Source organism: Flavivirga spongiicola, from assembly GCF_030540825.1.
In the GTDB taxonomy this organism is placed as follows: Bacteria; Bacteroidota; Bacteroidia; order Flavobacteriales; family Flavobacteriaceae; genus Flavivirga; species Flavivirga spongiicola.
Genome location: NZ_JAUOEO010000001.1, coordinates 3,927,715 through 3,944,947 on the forward strand (window position 1 = coordinate 3,927,715; position 17,233 = coordinate 3,944,947).

Below are 17,233 nucleotides of genomic sequence, written 5' to 3' on the forward strand. Positions count from 1 at the left end.
TTATTTTCTTCTTTCCAAATTGGTTGGGTTTCTACAAATTAGGCAGCTTGCTAAATACGTGATTGAAAGTTCGTAAACCCCATCTGTCCTACCAATTTTAGAAGTGTTTAAATCATAGGAGAAGCCAAAGCGTAACTGCTCGAACTCTAACCCTATAAAAGCATTAATTGAGGTTAATAAATGACTGTTTAAACTGTTTTTAGCAGGATTGGTAACGGCCATAGCACCTAACATAAGTTTTTCGAGTTTTACAGTGGTTCCTATATCTAATCTGTTATACTGTCCTTGTTGCATATAATTAACAGAAATAAGCATATCGTTATAATCAAAATACGGAAACTTGTAATTAGCGTGTATGGAATAAAATATATCTAACGGAACATTGCCATTTTTTACAAATGAAATATTGGGCTTGTTTAAATGTTTTATAGAAGCACCTAACCATAAGTCGGTATCATTTCGTGTGTTTTTTTTATCAAAAACAAAACCAGCATTAAAATCAAAAAAGCTAACATTTCTATTTGCATTCAAGGCAAATATGTCTGATGAAATAGGGTTTATAGTTTCTGAGTTAATATTTATTTGATCTGCTAACACTAAGTTTCCAAAATTGAAGGACTTGGTGCCAAAACCAAATTCAATGGCAGGTCTGAAAAACCAACCGTTAGCTAACTTTACATGGTATGAGTAATTAATATTTCCTTGTAAATGATTGTAGTTCGTATTGTTTTCATGTTGATTTAAAATACTAACACCGAGACCACCAATATTTTCAACCCAAGTATTGAAAAAAGCATATTCGGTATCGACTCTTAGATTCAGACTTGGCCATTGTGTTCTATGAATTAAACCAAGGTATGTGGCATCTTCAAAGCCTGAAAATCCTGGATTCATAGTTTCTGGCACTAAATGGTATTGAGTAAATATAGGGTCTTGGGCGTGTGCTTTTAAACAAAAGCAACTTATAATAATTGGGACTAATATTTTAATTTTCATTAGTTTGTTTTGGTACTTCTACTTAATTAATACAACGGGGCCTTCTTTCGTAATGGTTTCTCCATAAAAAGTTTCAGCAGAAAATTTAAAGTAATAATTACCATTTTCTGCATCAGCATCTTTTACTTTTCCATTCCAGCCATCAATATCATCTCCTTTTTCAGAATAGATTAAACTTCCCCAGGTGTCATAAATGTCTAAAACCATATTGTTTAACCCAACAAATGCCGGATTGAAAAAATCATTTATATTATCATTGTTAGGGGTGAAAGCATTAGGCATCATAAGACTGTATCCTTTTTCGATAGATAACGTGATGATTTTTTCATAAACACAACCGAAAGGATAAGTTACGGTTTGTGTGATTATATAATCTCCTTCCGTAATGTAAGTATGTAACGGGTTTTCTTCACTAGAAAAATTACCATCTCCAAAATCCCAAAGAACAGAAATATAATCACCGATAGCAGTATTTGTAAATTGGATAGGATCTTTTTTTGAATATATTCCAAAAGAGGTATAGCCAATGGAGTTTAATTCAAAATTTGCATCACCAAGAATTGGAATATCTACATGATGTGAAAAACTTGTGGAACACCCAAAACTATCAGTCACATCAACAATTGTTAAACCATCCTGGTTAGTATTCATGATTTCATTATTAGATCCACTAACTGTTCCGCTAGACCAACTTATTTGATAAGGAGGAATGCCCCCGGTAACTCTGGCTACAAAAGTTTGTTCTACATTTCGGGTTATACAATCAAAATCGGTAATAGTATCTACTTCTATCGTAAGCGGATCAAATCTGCTAACCGTCCAGTTTTCCGATATTTCACATCCATTGGCATCTGTAATAGCTACTGAATAAGTGCCAGGGGGAATATCGTCTAAATCCTCAGTAGTTTCACCGTTAGACCATGAATAGCTTAAAGGAAGTGTACCACCGGTTACTATTAAATTAATAGCGCCGCTATTTGCATTATCACAATCTAAAGCATCTGTTGTAACTGCGGATAATTCTAATGGATCCGGTTCTGAAATAGTAAAAGTTTCTGTTATGATACATGGAGTGGCATCTGTAATGGTTACGGAATAAGTTCCTGGGGTTAAATTGTTTCGTTCTACACCTGCAGAAGCATCATCATTCCAAACAAGTGTTAGAGGTGTGATTCCTCCAACCAAATTCAGAGCAATACTGGCATCATTCTCTCCATAACAGGAAACATTTGCTATTGTAGGGTTGATTGAAAATTCCGGAGCTTCATCAATAACAACGGTTGCTTGCTTTTCACAATTTGTATTATCGGTAATTGTAATAATATAAGTGCCGGCAGATAAGTTGTTTTGATCAGATCCTGAACCGAGATTACTCCATTGTATCGTATAAGGGGGATTACCCCCAGAAATATTATCAATAGTTATAGAAGCATTATTATCTCCATAACATTCAATTTCGGTTGTGGAAAAATCTATAATAATTTCATCAGATTGATCTAGAATAACCTGTAAAGTATCCGTACAGTTGGATTTGTCAGTAACGGTGAGGTTATATGTTCCGGCAAATAATCCCGACAGATTTTGAAGGTTGCTTGTATAACCATTTGGTCCTGTCCATGAATAAGAATAATCAAAAACGCCTGGTGATACTTCAATTGGTCTTCCTCCTGTAGTATTGATGTTAATAGCACCGGTAGCATCTCCAAAACAAATAATATCAACCTGATTTACTAAGCTTGCATTTAATGCGGGAGGCTCAATAATCTGAAAATTTTGAACTATTGGTGTACAATTGTTTGCATCGGTAACAGTAACTTGGTAATCTCCGGGTCCTAGATTTGATAAATCTTCTACATTAGAAAAAGAACTCCCGTTCCGTGTCCAGTTATATGTATAAGGTATCGTTCCTCCATGAATATCAATATTTATAGTACCATCATCAGCACCAAAACAGGAAATAGTTTCCGGATTAAAGCTAATGGAGCTGAAAATAAGTTCTTCAGGTTCTAGAATGGTAAATGTATCTGTAAACGGGCAGCCACCTTCATCATTTATAGTTACAGTATAAATGCCAGGTTCTAAATTGGAAATATCTTCATCTGAATTGGTATATCCATTAGGACCTGTCCATGATATTAGGTATGGGGTTCCTGTTGAAAAAGGAATACCGCCACTAATAGTTATTTCAATAGCGCCTGTATTAGATAAATAACATCTACTATTAGTTAGGTTTCTGGTAATGCTGATTGAAGGATTAACCGTAACGGTAATAGTAAAATCTGTTCCTGTGCAATTACCAGATACTGGAGTCACTGTATAAGTTACTGTGGCAGGATTAGCTGTGTTGTTTATAGGCGTTTGGCTAATATTGCTTTGAGGAGTAGTTTGATTCGTAGCACCACTTATGGTACCTGTTGGATTTATTACCGGAGTTGTCCATGTATATTGTGTACCGGCAGGAACTGTATCTCCGCCACTAGAATCTGGAATAATATTAAAGCTAACACCGCTACAAATAGTTAATGATTTATTTGAAATATTAGGAGTTTGATTAACTGTGAGCTGAGCAGTTTGAGATGTGATTTGAGTACATCCACCACTAGAAAATGTTATGATTGCGTAATAATAGACTGTACCAATAGTTCCAGAGGGGACGCTATAGGTAGAAGCCGTTTCTCCGGTTAGAATGCTTCCTGTTGTGTTATTGGCAACCGTATTAGAATACCATTGGTAAGTGGGTGTTCCTACACCATTAGAATAAGCTACTGATAGTGTATTGAAAGTCTCACCGAAGCAAATAGTTTCGGATAAAGGATGAGATGAAAATGAAGGTGCTTGGTTAACAATAACGCCAGAAGTATTACTCACAACACTACAACCTGGGTATGGTTGGGTAATAATACAATAATAATAAAGTATACCAACTGTAGTTGTTGGAGGGGTGAAGGTGGCGTTTGTAGCTCCAGTTATTAGAGTGCCACCAGAGTTGCTGTTAGTTGTATTACTGTACCATTGGTAATTATATGTAGTTCCTGACCCTCCGGTTGCTGCCACTTGTAAATCTTGAGATGCTGTACCTTCGCATAATGTTTGAGAGGCTATGGGTTGGGTTGCAATAGCAGGATCGTCTACCACAATGACTTCAGAGGTGTTGCTGGTTATTGGGCTGCAACCACTTCCGTCTGGAGTTATAATTACATAATAATAGTAATTTCCAGAGACAGTAAAAGTAGGAGGGGTGTAACTGGAGTTATTCGCTCCCGTAATAATAGTTCCTCCTGTATTGGAATTGGTAGTATTAGAATACCATTGGTAGGTAATAACTCCAGTACCGCCGGAATGAACAACAGATAATGCAGTATTTACATCACCACCAATACAGGTATTTTGACTGGTTATTGGGTTTGTATCAATTTGGATACCATTTACAATTTCAATACGAGCTGTATCAGAAGTTATTTCATCACAGCCTGAGCCAGATGTAAAGGACGCTACACAGTAGTAAAAAGTTATACCAACCGGAGTATTTGGAGGCGTGTATGTTGCTGCCGTTTCTCCTGTTATTATAGTTCCTGTTGTATTGTTATTAACGGTATTACTATACCATTGATATGTTGGTGTTCCGGGACCATTTACGACAACGGACAATTGATTTATCGGACCGTTTAAACAAATGGTTTCTGGTTGAGGTTGATTGGTGAAAGAAGGCGCAGGGTCAACAGTTATCACAAGGTTTACAGGAATTCCGGAGCAACCACCAACAGAAGGGGTTATGGTAAAAGTGACGTCTTCTGAGGTGTTGTTAGAATTAAAAATGGTTTGTACAGGAATTGTACTTGTATTATCAAAAGCAGTAAAGCCTGTTACACCAGCAAGAGCAGTAGCAGTCCAGTTGTATGTAGTGCCAGCTATATCTGATGTTAAAACAACTTGAGTTGTATTAGTACCTGAACAAATAGTTTGTGTTAGGTTAGTATTAGTTATCGTTGGAATAGGGTTGATAATAAAGTCTTCGGTATCTATCGTGGTGCTACAACTACTTGTAACACTAAATGTAACTTGATAATTACCAGGAGTGGTGTAGTTTATTGTTCCTGGGTTCAAAGCAGTAGATGTGCTTGGTGTTCCACCAGGAAAACTCCAACTATAAGTTAAAGTTTCAGATGCTGGTGCACAACTTACTACATTTGCTACAGGGTTAATACTTGCAGCACCACAAAAATCAGCAATAGGATCAATGTTAGCTATTGGAGGGCGTTTTACTTCTATAGTTTCAGAAACGGTATTACTACCGCAGGAATTTGTAGTGGTGAGTGATAGTGTGTATGTACCTGCCGTTACAAAATTTATTCTTGGAGCTGCTGAATTTTCATCGGTTCCATTGGTGAAGTTCCAAGTTGCCGGAGCAGTACCACAAAAACCGGAAACATAGGCAACTTCCCAAAGATAAGTTTCACTACCGCAACCCGATGAGAGGTCTGTTGTATTTGTTGTTTGTACCGCAAGCGGCGCACAACCATTGTTGGTGTTTAATGTAAAAGCAGCAGTTATTTGAGGTTCTATACATATACTTTTAGTAATGGTGTTTGTAGTGCCACAAGAGTTTTGAGCATATAAAGAAACGGTATAGGTACCAGGGGTAGTATATACATGACTTGGATCTCTTAATGTAGATGTAGTGCTATCTCCAAAGTCCCAGAAATAGCCGTCATTAACATTACAATCATTACTGTAGCCGCCAGTTGAGGTGTTGTTAAACTGAACAGAAGAATTTACACAACTAATAGGTGGGTTTTCAAAATCGACTTCAGGTTTTCTTAAAATAATAATAGGACCAGCCGTTAAGTTTGTTTGTCCGCACGATGTGGAAATGTTCAACTGAACGGTATAGCTATTAGGACAACTTGATTGTGTATAAATATGAGGTATTGGAAAGTTTTGAGAATTTGCAGGGTCTGCTGTGTTATAATATGCAGAGCTCTCCAATTGTGCTTGGGTGTAATTTTCGAGAACTCCATCTCCAAAGTCAACTTCATACATAGTGTCTGGAGGGTTAGTTCCCCAGGAACCAATAGCAAAATCAATAGGAGAAACGGGAATACATAAATTTACTGTATTTCCTGGGTTTACAATAGAACCTGTTGGGTTACTTGAGTTTTTGATTAAATAAGTAACGGTATTGTCGCAATTATTACCTCTTCCAGTTATGTCCATATTAAAAGAGCCTAACTGCGTGTAAGTGTGTGTGGCTGGAAATGTGACATTTGTTTCAATGGCACTTCCGTCTCCCCAGTTTACGTCATACGAATTTATACAGGCTGTGGAAACACTACTTATTCCAACATTAATAGTATAAGAAGGGTCTGTTGTGTTATTCCCACAATTATTAAACGGATCGAATGCGCTGTCTATATCTTCAAATTCTAATCTGGGTTTTTGCTGAATTGAAACAGCCTTAGTTACGGAATTGCTACAACCATTAGTATCTGTAACTGTAAGTGTTACGTTGACATTTTGAAATCCACATCCTAAAGAGATAAATGTGTGAGAAGGATTGGCATTAGTCTTGGGAGTTCCACTCCCAAAATTCCAACTATAAGTAAATGGTCCATCACCAGTTGTATTTGATGTGAAATTTACTGAGGTTCCGGAGCAAGCGCCGTTATTATTAAAAGTAAAATCTACAGTAGGTTCACTAACAGTCACAGTTGCTGTACCGTTTGCAGGTGATGTGTCGTTGGAGCTGTCTCGAACAGATACCAATTGATAGGTAACAGAGCCAACATTGTTTGTACTTGCATCAACTGTAGCTATATCTCCAGTAGATGTTACGGTTAAATCTGGACCTCCAATATTATAGGTAAACGTATATGGTGCATAACCTCCAGACCCAGTAAATGTTATTTGTGGCTGTGTATCATTTCTGCAAACTTGTGTTGTACCCGAAATAGTAGCAGACGGTGGGAGTGAAATTTTGGTTTTTTTAAGACCTTTTAATGAGTCTGTTTTAATTGTGTTTTTTAAACCAGAATGATTTAAAGCAAAGAACGAAAGACTGATTATAAAAAAAGAAAAAGCTGTAAGAAAATAATTCTTCCCCATGTAGAATAATTGTGTTAATAGCTGATACTAAAATAGATATTCTTTTTAATGAGACACTATTTAATAATAACATATGTTAAATTATTCTATAAAATGCACAATTTATGGCATATAAAACACTTTACAATTAAGTTAATGTTGATGTGTTGGAAATTAACATAACTCATTCCACAAAATGCATAAAATGAATATGTAAAACGGAGAATAATTAAATAAAGGATTTTTAGTCTTAAAATTAATACAGGTTCTTATATATTTACAATTAGAAGAAAAAATATGAAAGCATTAGTGATTTCAGGTGGAGGTAGTAAAGGAGCATATGCTGGAGGTGTTGCTCAGTATTTAATACAAGAGGAAGGTAGAGGTTATGATATGTATTTGGGGACATCTACTGGAAGTTTATTGGTGCCACATTTGGCTGCTGGCGAAATTGATAAAATTAAAAAGGTATTTACAAATGTCAATCAAAGTAACATTTTTAGCGTAAACCCTTTTGTGCAACGTAAAAAAGGAAATCGAGAATTCGTTTCAATCGATTTTATAAATACCATCTGGCAATTCATAAAAATGAAACGAACTTTTGGAGAGAGTAAAGCATTAAGGCGCTACTTAAAAAAACATTTTACAGAAGCAGAATATAACATAATTAGAGAGACTAAAGAAGATGTTGTTGTTACGGTATCAAATTTATCTAAAAACAGAGTCGAATATAAGTCTATAAAGGATTTTAGTTATGATGAATTTTGTGATTGGGTATGGATTTCCTGTAACTATATTCCATTTATGTCACTTGTGACAAGAAATAATTTTGAATACGCCGATGGAGGTTTAGGATGCGTGGTTCCTATTCGAGAAGCTATATTGCGAGGGGCTACTGAGGTTGATGCGGTTATTTTAGAATCTGAAAACATGGAATACAATAAAGTGCTAGGTAAAAACCCTTTTTCTCTAATGATTAATTTGTTTAGTCACCTGTTAGATCAAGTGGAGCGTAGCGACATTACTATTGGCAAATTAGCAGCAAAAAATAAAGATGTCAAACTTAATTTGTATTATACACCATCAAAGCTTATTGAAAATTCATTGATTTTTAATAAGAAATTGATGACTTCGTGGTGGCAACAAGGGTATGATTATGCTAAAGAAAAATGTCAAGAAGCCCGTTCAAACGAACTCCGTATTGATAATGATTTACCACAAATCTGATACTTCTTCTTTAATAAAAGAAAGTGCTGCATCACTAGGTGAACGTCGTTCCATCATTTCTGTTAAAACAACTTCTCTTAATTTATTTGCTGTATCCGTTTTTTCAAGTAAATTGGCTTTTCTAATAAGTTGAATGGTGGCATTTTTTGCGGTGGTAATGATGTTCCAACACTCGTCACTAATGTAAATTTGTTGCGATAAATTATGTTCAAATTCTTGTTCAATGGTATGTATAAGCAAGGCTTCGTAATCTTCCTTATTTGAGGATAAAGGAGTGGTTCTAATTAATAGTTTCGATGGTGTAATGCGTTCTAAAAACAAAGCCATTCTTTCATAAGCTTGCAAGCGCAAAGGCATGGCGGTTACTTGTAAATCCTTTTTTAATAAAAACCGTCTTCGGCCATCTTCATTTTTAGTATGCTCTCTGAAAAAATAATATGCAATGACACCGGTTATTAATGATGGGATTGCGAATAAAAATAAATCTAAAACTCTTTGTGCATCCATAAAATGTTAATCGATTTGGGTTTTATACCAATTATAATTTCCTCCCAAATATAAACAATCTTTTAAATCTTGCATACTAGTAAATGGTACAGGTGTTTTTTTATACATATAAGTTCTATCTAATTCTTTTGAAAGATTATGATCATCAACATTAATTTCAACATCATTCATTTTAAATTGACAGGGGTGCTCATATCCTGCCGCATGCGTAATCTCTACTAATTCTTTTTTAAAGGTTTTAAAGTATTGTGCTAATCGTTCCGATTTTAAAGTCGGGTCTATACCATTTTGTAACCATTTACTTTGTGTAGCTACACCGCTTGGGCATCTATTGGTGTGACAAATTTGTGCCTGAATGCAACCAATACTCATCATAGCTTCTCTTGCCACATTAATACAATCTACACCCATGGCAAATGCCATAGCAGCTTTGGCCGGAAACCCTAATTTTCCGCTACCAATAAATACAACACGTTCCGATAGTCCTTTGTGTTTAAAGAGTTTATATAAGTCACTAAACCCATAAACCCAGGGGAGTGATACATGATCTGCAAAACTTGGTGGTGCCGCACCAGTACCACCTTCACCACCATCAACGGTAATGAAATCTGGTCCTTTTCCTGTTTTTAACATGATATCGGCGAGTTCTTCCCATTGTTCCAGCTTACCAATAGCAGCTTTAATGCCGACGGGCAAGCCTGTAGCTTCAGCAATATCTTCTATAAAATCTACCATTTCCGAGACGTTAGAAAATGCTTTGTGGTTAGGAGGGGATAGTACGTCTTTCCCAATTTCAACACCACGAATGGTTGCAATTTCCTTAGTAATTTTTGCTCCCGGCAATAGGCCTCCTTTTCCTGGTTTTGCTCCTTGAGATAGTTTTACTTCAATAGCTCTAATAAAAGGATTATCCTTGACTAGTTTCTTCATTTTATCCATTGAAAACCCACCATCCTCTGCACGAACACCAAAATAGCCCGTACCAAAATGAAATACCACATCGCCTCCGTTACTGTGATAGGGAGATAAGCCACCTTCTCCTGTATTATGGTAAGCTCCAGCTATTTTAACACCTTTATTTAGCGATTCTACCGCTTTGGCGGAAAGCGAGCCAAAACTCATGGCAGATATGTTAATAACAGATGCTGGACGATAGGGCCTTTTACGCTTATTAAACTCACCTATAATTTTAGCACAGGGTAAGAATGTTTTGTCAATACTATTTGGATGATTTTTATCAATTTGAAAAGGCATCATGGCATTATTAATAAACACATGTTGGTGTTCATAAATATCTCTGTCGGTACCAAAACCTTCGTAATTATTTTCTTTTTTTGCTGACGCATAAATCCAACCACGCTCAATACGGTTAAAAGGTAATTCCTCTCTATTATTAGCTACAAAATATTGACGCATTTCTGGTCCAATGCCTTCAAGCCAATACCGTAAATGTCCAATAATAGGGAAGTTATGACTAATAGTGTGACTTTTTTGAAAAAAGACATCGCGTATAGCCACCAGAGCCAAACCAATTAAAATCCAAGCCCACCAAGACATGTTTGATAAAAAATCTAATATGTTATCCATTCTAATTATTTAAAAAATCAAAAGCTATTTGAGTCAATGTTTTTACACCTAAAAGCATGCCGCTTTCATCAATTTTGAAGTCTGGTGTATGATGTGGAAATGCTTCTTTGTTCCCTGGAGTCATGCCTCCTAAAAAGAAATAAAACCCGGGGATAACTTCCTGAAAATATGAAAAATCTTCGCCTCCCGTAGTTGCTTTTCTTAAGCGCACATTTTTTACACCGGCAACTTTTTGTAAAGTGGGTAACATTTGATCTACCAGATTAGAATCATTATAAGTAATAGCTGTATTGTTCTGAAAGCTAATAGTTGCTTCACCACCATAGGCTTTAGCTAATGTTGTTACCATTTCGGTCATTCGTTTTTCAATATGTGCTTTCATTTTGGGATCTAGGGTTCTTACGGTACCGATTAGTTCAGCAGCTTCTGGTATGATATTAAAACGTGTACCAGCTGTTATTTTTCCAACTGTAATGACTGCTGCTTCATCTACTAATTTTGACTCTCTGCTAATGATGGTTTGTAAACCATCAATAATTTTGGCAGAAATTAAAATAGGGTCGACGCCTTGCCAAGGCCTTCCTCCATGTGTTTGTTTACCCTTAACATTAATGACAAAACGTTCTACCGAAGCCATGATACCTCCTTTTTTATAGTGGATGGTTCCAACTTCGTAGTTAGAACGGATATGTAATCCAAATATAGCATCTACTTTTGGGTTTTCTAGAACGCCTTCTTTGATCATCATTTTTGCACCGCCCTCTTCACCCGGAAGTGGGCCTTCCTCAGCAGGTTGAAATATAAATTTCACGGTACCTTTAATTTTGTCTTTATTTTTTGTCAGAATTTCTGCGACTCCCATTAAAATGGCCGTATGTGTATCATGACCACAAGCATGCATAACGCCTGTTTCGGTATTTAAAAAAGTCGTTTTAACTTCAGATTTAAAAGGGAGATCGTTTCTCTCTGTTACTGGTAGGCCATCAATATCTGCCCTTAAAGCGACAACTTTGCCAGGCGTATTTCCTTTTAAAACAGCAACAACACCAGTATGGGCCACACCCGTTTGTACTTCTAATCCTAATGATTTTAGATGTTTAGCAATGGTTTCTGCGGTTTTAAATTCTCTGTTTGAAAGTTCAGGGTTTTGGTGAAAATGACGACGCCATTCAATAACTTTACTTTCAATATCTATAAACTGTTGCTCTAAACTATTTTGTCCATGGGAAATAGATATTCCAAAGAAAATAACTACTAAAAAAAAGAATCTCATAAAATTTATTTAGCTTTTGAAGCTTAAAGATATTCAAAAAGAATAAGCAAGTGATAATTGTTTATAATTATTAATAATTCCCCTTAATTAAAAGCGCAACAATGGTTATTTTCACATCTTAAAATGAAAATGAATTGGAAAAGTATTTAAGTCAGTTAAACGAGGCGCAATTAGAACCCACTATTCAAATTGACGGTCCTATGATTGTCATTGCAGGTGCGGGATCAGGAAAAACACGTGTGCTTACGTATCGTATAGCTTATATGATGAGTAAAGGTATTGACGCTTTTAATATCTTGTCGTTAACCTTTACGAATAAAGCAGCTCGCGAAATGAAAGAGCGTATTGCTACCATTGTTGGAGCTAGTGAAGCCAAGAATTTATGGATGGGTACTTTTCACTCTGTATTTGCTAAGATTTTAAGAATAGAAGCGGATAGGCTAGGGTATCCAAGTAATTTTACTATTTATGATACTCAAGATTCTGATAGGTTGATAGCATCTATTATTAAAGAACTGAATCTTGATAAAGATATTTATAAATACAAGCAAGTGCGTTCTAGAATTTCATCCTATAAGAATAGTTTGGTTACGGTGCGTGCTTATTTTCAAAACCCCGAGCTAAAAGAAGCTGATGCCATGGCAAGACGTCCTAGAATGGGTGATATCTATAAAGAATATGTAGATCGTTGCTTTAAGGCTGGCGCTATGGATTTTGATGATTTACTACTTAAAACCAATGAGTTACTAACACGGTTCCCAGAGGTTTTAGCGAAATACCAAAATCGTTTTAAATATATTTTGGTTGATGAGTATCAAGATACCAACCATTCTCAATATTTAATTGTGAGAGCGTTGTCTGATAAATTTCAAAATATTTGTGTAGTGGGTGATGATGCACAGAGTATTTATGCATTCCGTGGTGCTAATATTAATAATATTTTAAATTTTCAGAAGGATTATGACGATGTGAAGGTCTTTAGACTAGAGCAAAATTATCGTTCTACAAAAAATATTGTAAATGCGGCGAATTCTATTATTGATAAAAACCAAACAAAACTTGATAAAATAGTTTGGACGGCCAATGATGAAGGCGCTAAAATAATAGTAAACCGTTCGTTAACAGATGGTGATGAAGGGCGTTATGTAGCGAGTACCATTTTTGAAAACAAGATGCAAAATCAGTTAAAAAACAGTGATTTTGCGATTTTATATAGAACGAATGCACAATCGCGCTCCATTGAAGATGCGTTGCGCAAGCGTGATATTCCTTATAGAATTTATGGTGGTTTATCGTTTTATCAACGTAAAGAGATAAAAGATGTTTTGTCTTATTTGCGGTTGATTATTAACCCTGCTGATGAAGAGGCTTTAAAGCGAGTTATTAATTTCCCGCCTCGAGGTATTGGTCAGACAACGGTTGACAAATTGATCGTTTCTGCCAATGGTTATAATCGTACCATATTTGAGGTGATGAAAAACATTGATAAAGCAGATGTTAAAATTAACTCAGGTACCAGGACTAAACTTCAGGACTTTGTAACTTTAATAGAAAGCTTTCAAGTATTAAACCAAACTGCTGATGTCTTTGAGTTAGCTGAGCATGTGACGAGAACGAGCGGACTTATAAAAGAATTCAATAAAGACGGAACACCAGAAGGTGTCACCCGAATGGAAAATATTGAAGAGCTCTTAAATGGTATGAAGGATTTTGTGGAAGGGCAAAAAGAGATTGCAGATACCACGGGGTCTTTGGCAGAATTTCTGGAAGATGTGGCCTTAGCTACCGATTTAGATGCTGATAAAGGTGATACAGACCATGTAGCGCTCATGACCATACATTTAGCAAAAGGGTTGGAATTCCCTTATGTATATATTGTTGGACTGGAAGAAGATTTGTTTCCTAGTGCCATGAGTATGAATACCCGCAGTGAATTGGAGGAGGAGCGACGCTTGTTTTATGTCGCATTAACACGAGCTGAAAAGCAAGCCTATTTAACCTATGCATTGTCAAGGTATCGTTGGGGTAAATTAGTTGATTCTGATCCCAGTCGTTTTATTGAAGAAATCGACGAGCAATATTTAGAAGTTATGACGCCTATTGAAGAACGTCGTTTTAATCCGATGTTGGATGCTGATATTTTTGGAGATGTTGAGCCTAATAAGATTAGGTATAAGCCAGCTAAACAGCCTGTACTAAAAAAAGGGGGTACAGCAAAGAAATCTCCTGAAAAGTTTCAAGTAACAACACCTAAAAACTTAAAACCCGTTGCTAATACTAATGGGAACACTAATTTATTTGATAGTAAACTAGTCGTTGGAAATATTGTTAAACATATTCGTTTTGGGACAGGAGAAGTTTTAAAAATAGAAGGCACCGGAGCAGATATTAAAGCTGAAATTAATTTTCAGCATGGCGGTGTTAAAAAGTTGCTGTTACGTTTTGCTAAGTTGGAGGTTGTGGGGTGATGGTTTTTAAAGAATTTTATATATAGCTAAATCAATATAAAATAACATGAATCTTCAGAGTAAAAAACCGAATTTTTTCGTTAAAAATACTCGCCGTAACTAGGCTATGTCTACGTTTTTTGCCTTGAACTTCAATTTTTTATTTCTAAATATTTTATGCCATTTTATATCGACTTAGCTATAGTTGAAGGTCATTTTTATTCTATTAATGTCTGGTATAAGACATAAGACCGCTTTGCTATTAGACCCAAGAATAAAGACTTGATTATAACTAACTGATAAACAAATATCATTTTCTATAAATCAGAATTATTCAGGCAGGCTTAATTATTATTAAAAGCAAAGTATTTAGATTAGTAGAATTTATTTATTTCTATTGTGCCTCATTAGGGCACATTTTTAGCTACAGTTGCGTCTACCACTTTGTCCAGTCAGAACTTGGTCTTTTAAATGGTTCTGATAAAAATTTATTCACGATAGTATTGAATAACTCCGGGTTTGAAGCAGGTGTGAAATGTGTTTCTCCAGGCATTATGCATAATTGAGCCTTTGGGATATTATTATAAATTTCTAAACTATGTTTGTTTCTAATGATGTCTTCATCACCAGCTATTATTAGCACTTTGGCCTTTATTTTTGATAAGTCTTTCGTAGGAATATTTGGTTGATCTCCCAAAAGCCCTAGAAGTTGATTTTGTAAATTCCAATCTTGAGTGGTGTCTTGCTCTTGAATTTTTGATTGAACCATTTTTTTCGATTTCATAACACTTTTGACAGCCCAAGAGTTAACAGCTGTTGAGTCAGGTCTCAAATTTGCACCCATAGCCACAATTTTATTAATTTTTGATTTGCCTGAAATACCCATTTTCAATCCAACAATGCCACCATCACTCCATCCAATAATATTAATGGAATCTAATTTTAAGTAATTAACTAATCCATCCCAATCCTTTGTGATTTGAGCATATGTCAAAGAATCTGTTTTCAACTCAGATTTTCCATGTCCTCTATTATCAGCAATAATAACTCTGTATTTAGTTTTAAAATAATCAATCTGATTTCCCATTGATTCAATATTACCTCCATTTCCGTGGATCAATAACAATGGCTCACCTTTTCCATATGCCTCATAATATATTTTTGTTTCATTTATTTCAGCATATTTTCCAACCGTTTGATTTTTTCCATAAGGAGTGTCAAATTTGAAATTCATTTCGACTTGAGCACTAGAAATTCCAAAAAGTAGAATGGCGAAAAGTAATAATAGTTGTTTGATTGAATTTTTCATATTGTCAGTTTTAATTGTAGTTAACGGTTTTATTTATGTCTTTAGTTTTTGTTATTTCTCTATGTGTATGGTGTTCCAATGACGTGAAAAACTATATCAAAAGCAATATGTGATATGATAGCGATTAATAGTCCTTGCTTCCAAAATATCCATCCAAATATGGAACCTGTTATTAAATTTCCAATCATTGTTACGCTAATTGTGAAAGGTGTTAGTTCCACGAAATTTTTCGACAAGGGAAGATGGATAAGCCCAAAAAATACTGCAGAAATTATTATACCTGACCAAACTATTTTATTTGATGCGTTTTCTACTTTTTTTAAAAATTGAATGATAGCAATTATTAAGGACATTAATCCTAACCTAAACATTATTTCTTCGCTAATTCCAGCTGAGAATGACACAAGAGCATAAAAAGGTTTGGATGGACGTGAAAGCTTACTTGAAACAGGGTAAAGCTCTTTTTGTAATTCAAATAAGCTCAATAAAAAGAGAGCTACTGCTACTGCTAAAAAAATACTTGTTAGGATAGATTTCCAATTTATCAATTCATTAATAGGCTCTTTAGAAAAGATTCTGGCAAGAAGAGGCGCACCCAGATTGGCTCTTGAAGAAACCCATAAACCAATAAAAACCAAAATGGCACCCAAGATTAGACTACTGATTCCAATTGTAGCTAAATCATCAAAAATTGATTCATTCAGCTTGATGTCTGTTCTGCCTGCTTCTATATTTAATCTTTTGACTTCTCTGCTAAAAAGGTATATTTATGACTGAACTAAAAATAAATAGCACAAGCACGGTTATAGAAACCTGCCAACGATACTTTTTCTTTTCTTTTTTATCCTGTATAATTGATGGTGTAAATAAGTTTTTCAATTGATTATGAGTAGTTTTTAATAAAGGTTAACTAGGGGATAATAATACTTTTTTTAACGAATATTTTTTTCCATTTCCAAACTCCAATTCCTAAAACTATAAATCCAATATTTAGAGCAAAAAGATATAATAAAATCCCAATAGGATTGAATCCGGTTGGTTCTTCTTGAACAGCTTTAGTTAAGTATAAAATAGAAGATTGTAGTTTATCATCTGTAAATAATTGGTTATTTGCAACATTGCTGCCCCAATGGATTCCAATCGCAAATAAAATCGTACCAGACCTGAGTAATGCTGTGGCAAATACCAAATGTCCAATAATTAAGGAAATAGAATAGAAGATGGCTCCAAATATTCCTATTCCAAAAACATCATGCATAGATATAAAAATTATTGACATAATAACATTAGCTCTGGTAAGGTTGGTAGTTGAAATTAACTTTTTGTAGATATACCCTCGACAAATTAATTCTTGTACTGCTGCTGTTGGTAAAATCCAATACAAATGTTTTAAAACATTCAAAAAATCTACATCTCTATTCAGATGAATGGTATCTCCAATTAGAATTGATTTAGAGTAATAACCAATTAATACAGCCAGTACACCTAAAACCAACCCTAGAGGTAGAAAATACAGATTTGTCTTTTTTAGATTAAGTCCGAGTTCGTTAAGACCTTTATTCTCTGTTTTATACATCACCCCGTTTACTATTATTAAGAGTATTGTGCCAATAAAAGGAAACACTTCTTTCAAGTTTGGGATTTTAATTATTGAGCTTAAAAAAAGAGCAATAATTATAAGTATACCAGCAAGAACTAGTCTCGATATATTAGGGTAATATTTAAAAATTCTATACATATTTAAATTCCAGTCAGGGTTTTATGTAGTATATAACTTCAAAATATGGGTAGCTTTAAAAAAATATG

Annotated in this window: 10 protein-coding genes; 2 read left to right on the forward strand and 8 right to left on the reverse strand. The window is 35.0% G+C overall.

Annotated features, from left to right (window positions below):
• Nucleotides 1–996 carry a PorP/SprF family type IX secretion system membrane protein gene (locus Q4Q47_RS15615; RefSeq protein WP_303307568.1) on the reverse strand — a complete coding sequence of 332 codons (996 nt, stop codon included), beginning with the start codon at nt 994–996 and terminating at the stop codon, nt 1–3.
• Nucleotides 997–1,014: 18 nt separating this feature from the next.
• A complete protein-coding gene (locus tag Q4Q47_RS15620) occupies nt 1,015–7,098 on the reverse strand; it encodes a PKD domain-containing protein (RefSeq protein ID WP_303307569.1) in 6,084 nt (2,027 codons plus the stop codon).
• A gap of 276 nt (nt 7,099–7,374) precedes the next feature.
• Between Q4Q47_RS15620 and Q4Q47_RS15625 the strand changes: the two genes are divergently transcribed.
• A complete protein-coding gene (locus Q4Q47_RS15625; protein WP_303307570.1) occupies nt 7,375–8,304 on the forward strand; it encodes a patatin-like phospholipase family protein in 930 nt (309 codons plus the stop codon).
• Here Q4Q47_RS15625 and Q4Q47_RS15630 read toward each other — a convergent pair.
• Genes Q4Q47_RS15630 through Q4Q47_RS15640 form a run of 3 tightly spaced genes read right to left on the reverse strand, consistent with a single transcriptional unit; the run spans nt 8,290 to nt 11,671 of the window.
• The gene (locus Q4Q47_RS15630) at nt 8,290–8,811 is read right to left on the reverse strand and encodes a DUF7935 family protein (protein WP_303307571.1); all 522 of its coding nucleotides are present in this window, start codon (nt 8,809–8,811) and stop codon (nt 8,290–8,292) included. The two genes, Q4Q47_RS15625 and Q4Q47_RS15630, sit on opposite strands and share 15 nt — an antisense overlap.
• A gap of 6 nt (nt 8,812–8,817) precedes the next feature.
• Nucleotides 8,818–10,398, reverse strand: coding sequence for an FMN-binding glutamate synthase family protein (locus Q4Q47_RS15635; RefSeq protein ID WP_303307572.1), 1,581 nt, complete (start codon nt 10,396–10,398; stop codon nt 8,818–8,820).
• Nucleotide 10,399: 1 nt separating this feature from the next.
• Nucleotides 10,400–11,671, reverse strand: a complete 1,272-nt coding sequence (locus Q4Q47_RS15640) for an amidohydrolase (RefSeq protein WP_303307573.1) — start codon at nt 11,669–11,671, stop codon at nt 10,400–10,402.
• 134 nt (nt 11,672–11,805) lie between these two features.
• On the opposite strand from Q4Q47_RS15640, the gene Q4Q47_RS15645 reads away from it, so the two are divergent.
• The gene (locus Q4Q47_RS15645; protein ID WP_303307574.1) at nt 11,806–14,139 is read left to right on the forward strand and encodes an ATP-dependent helicase; all 2,334 of its coding nucleotides are present in this window, start codon (nt 11,806–11,808) and stop codon (nt 14,137–14,139) included.
• A 415-nt stretch (nt 14,140–14,554) separates the two neighbouring features.
• On the opposite strand, the gene Q4Q47_RS15650 is transcribed toward Q4Q47_RS15645, so the two are convergent.
• The 3 genes from Q4Q47_RS15650 to Q4Q47_RS15660 form a co-directional block, all read right to left on the reverse strand.
• A complete protein-coding gene (locus tag Q4Q47_RS15650; RefSeq protein WP_303307575.1) occupies nt 14,555–15,427 on the reverse strand; it encodes an alpha/beta fold hydrolase in 873 nt (290 codons plus the stop codon).
• A 59-nt stretch (nt 15,428–15,486) separates the two neighbouring features.
• Complete coding sequence (locus Q4Q47_RS15655) at nt 15,487–16,077, reverse strand: CPBP family intramembrane glutamic endopeptidase (RefSeq protein ID WP_303307576.1); 591 nt, start codon at nt 16,075–16,077, stop codon at nt 15,487–15,489.
• 260 nt (nt 16,078–16,337) lie between these two features.
• Complete coding sequence (locus tag Q4Q47_RS15660; RefSeq protein WP_303307577.1) at nt 16,338–17,165, reverse strand: CPBP family intramembrane glutamic endopeptidase; 828 nt, start codon at nt 17,163–17,165, stop codon at nt 16,338–16,340.
• Between the last annotated feature and the right edge of the window lie 68 nt (nt 17,166–17,233).

Bases quoted from the DNA above. Each gene is read 5' to 3' on its own strand.
- Q4Q47_RS15630 (WP_303307571.1), bottom strand. From the start codon at position 8,811: ATGGATGCACAAAGAGTTTTAGATTTATTTTTATTCGCAATCCCATCA.
- Q4Q47_RS15635 (WP_303307572.1), bottom strand. From the start codon at position 10,398: ATGGATAACATATTAGATTTTTTATCAAACATGTCTTGGTGGGCTTGG.
- Q4Q47_RS15640 (WP_303307573.1), bottom strand. From the start codon at position 11,671: ATGAGATTCTTTTTTTTAGTAGTTATTTTCTTTGGAATATCTATTTCC.
- Q4Q47_RS15615 (WP_303307568.1), bottom strand. From the start codon at position 996: ATGAAAATTAAAATATTAGTCCCAATTATTATAAGTTGCTTTTGTTTA.
- Q4Q47_RS15650 (WP_303307575.1), bottom strand. From the start codon at position 15,427: ATGAAAAATTCAATCAAACAACTATTATTACTTTTCGCCATTCTACTT.
- Q4Q47_RS15625 (WP_303307570.1), top strand. From the start codon at position 7,375: ATGAAAGCATTAGTGATTTCAGGTGGAGGTAGTAAAGGAGCATATGCT.
- Q4Q47_RS15620 (WP_303307569.1), bottom strand. From the start codon at position 7,098: ATGGGGAAGAATTATTTTCTTACAGCTTTTTCTTTTTTTATAATCAGT.
- Q4Q47_RS15660 (WP_303307577.1), bottom strand. From the start codon at position 17,165: ATGTATAGAATTTTTAAATATTACCCTAATATATCGAGACTAGTTCTT.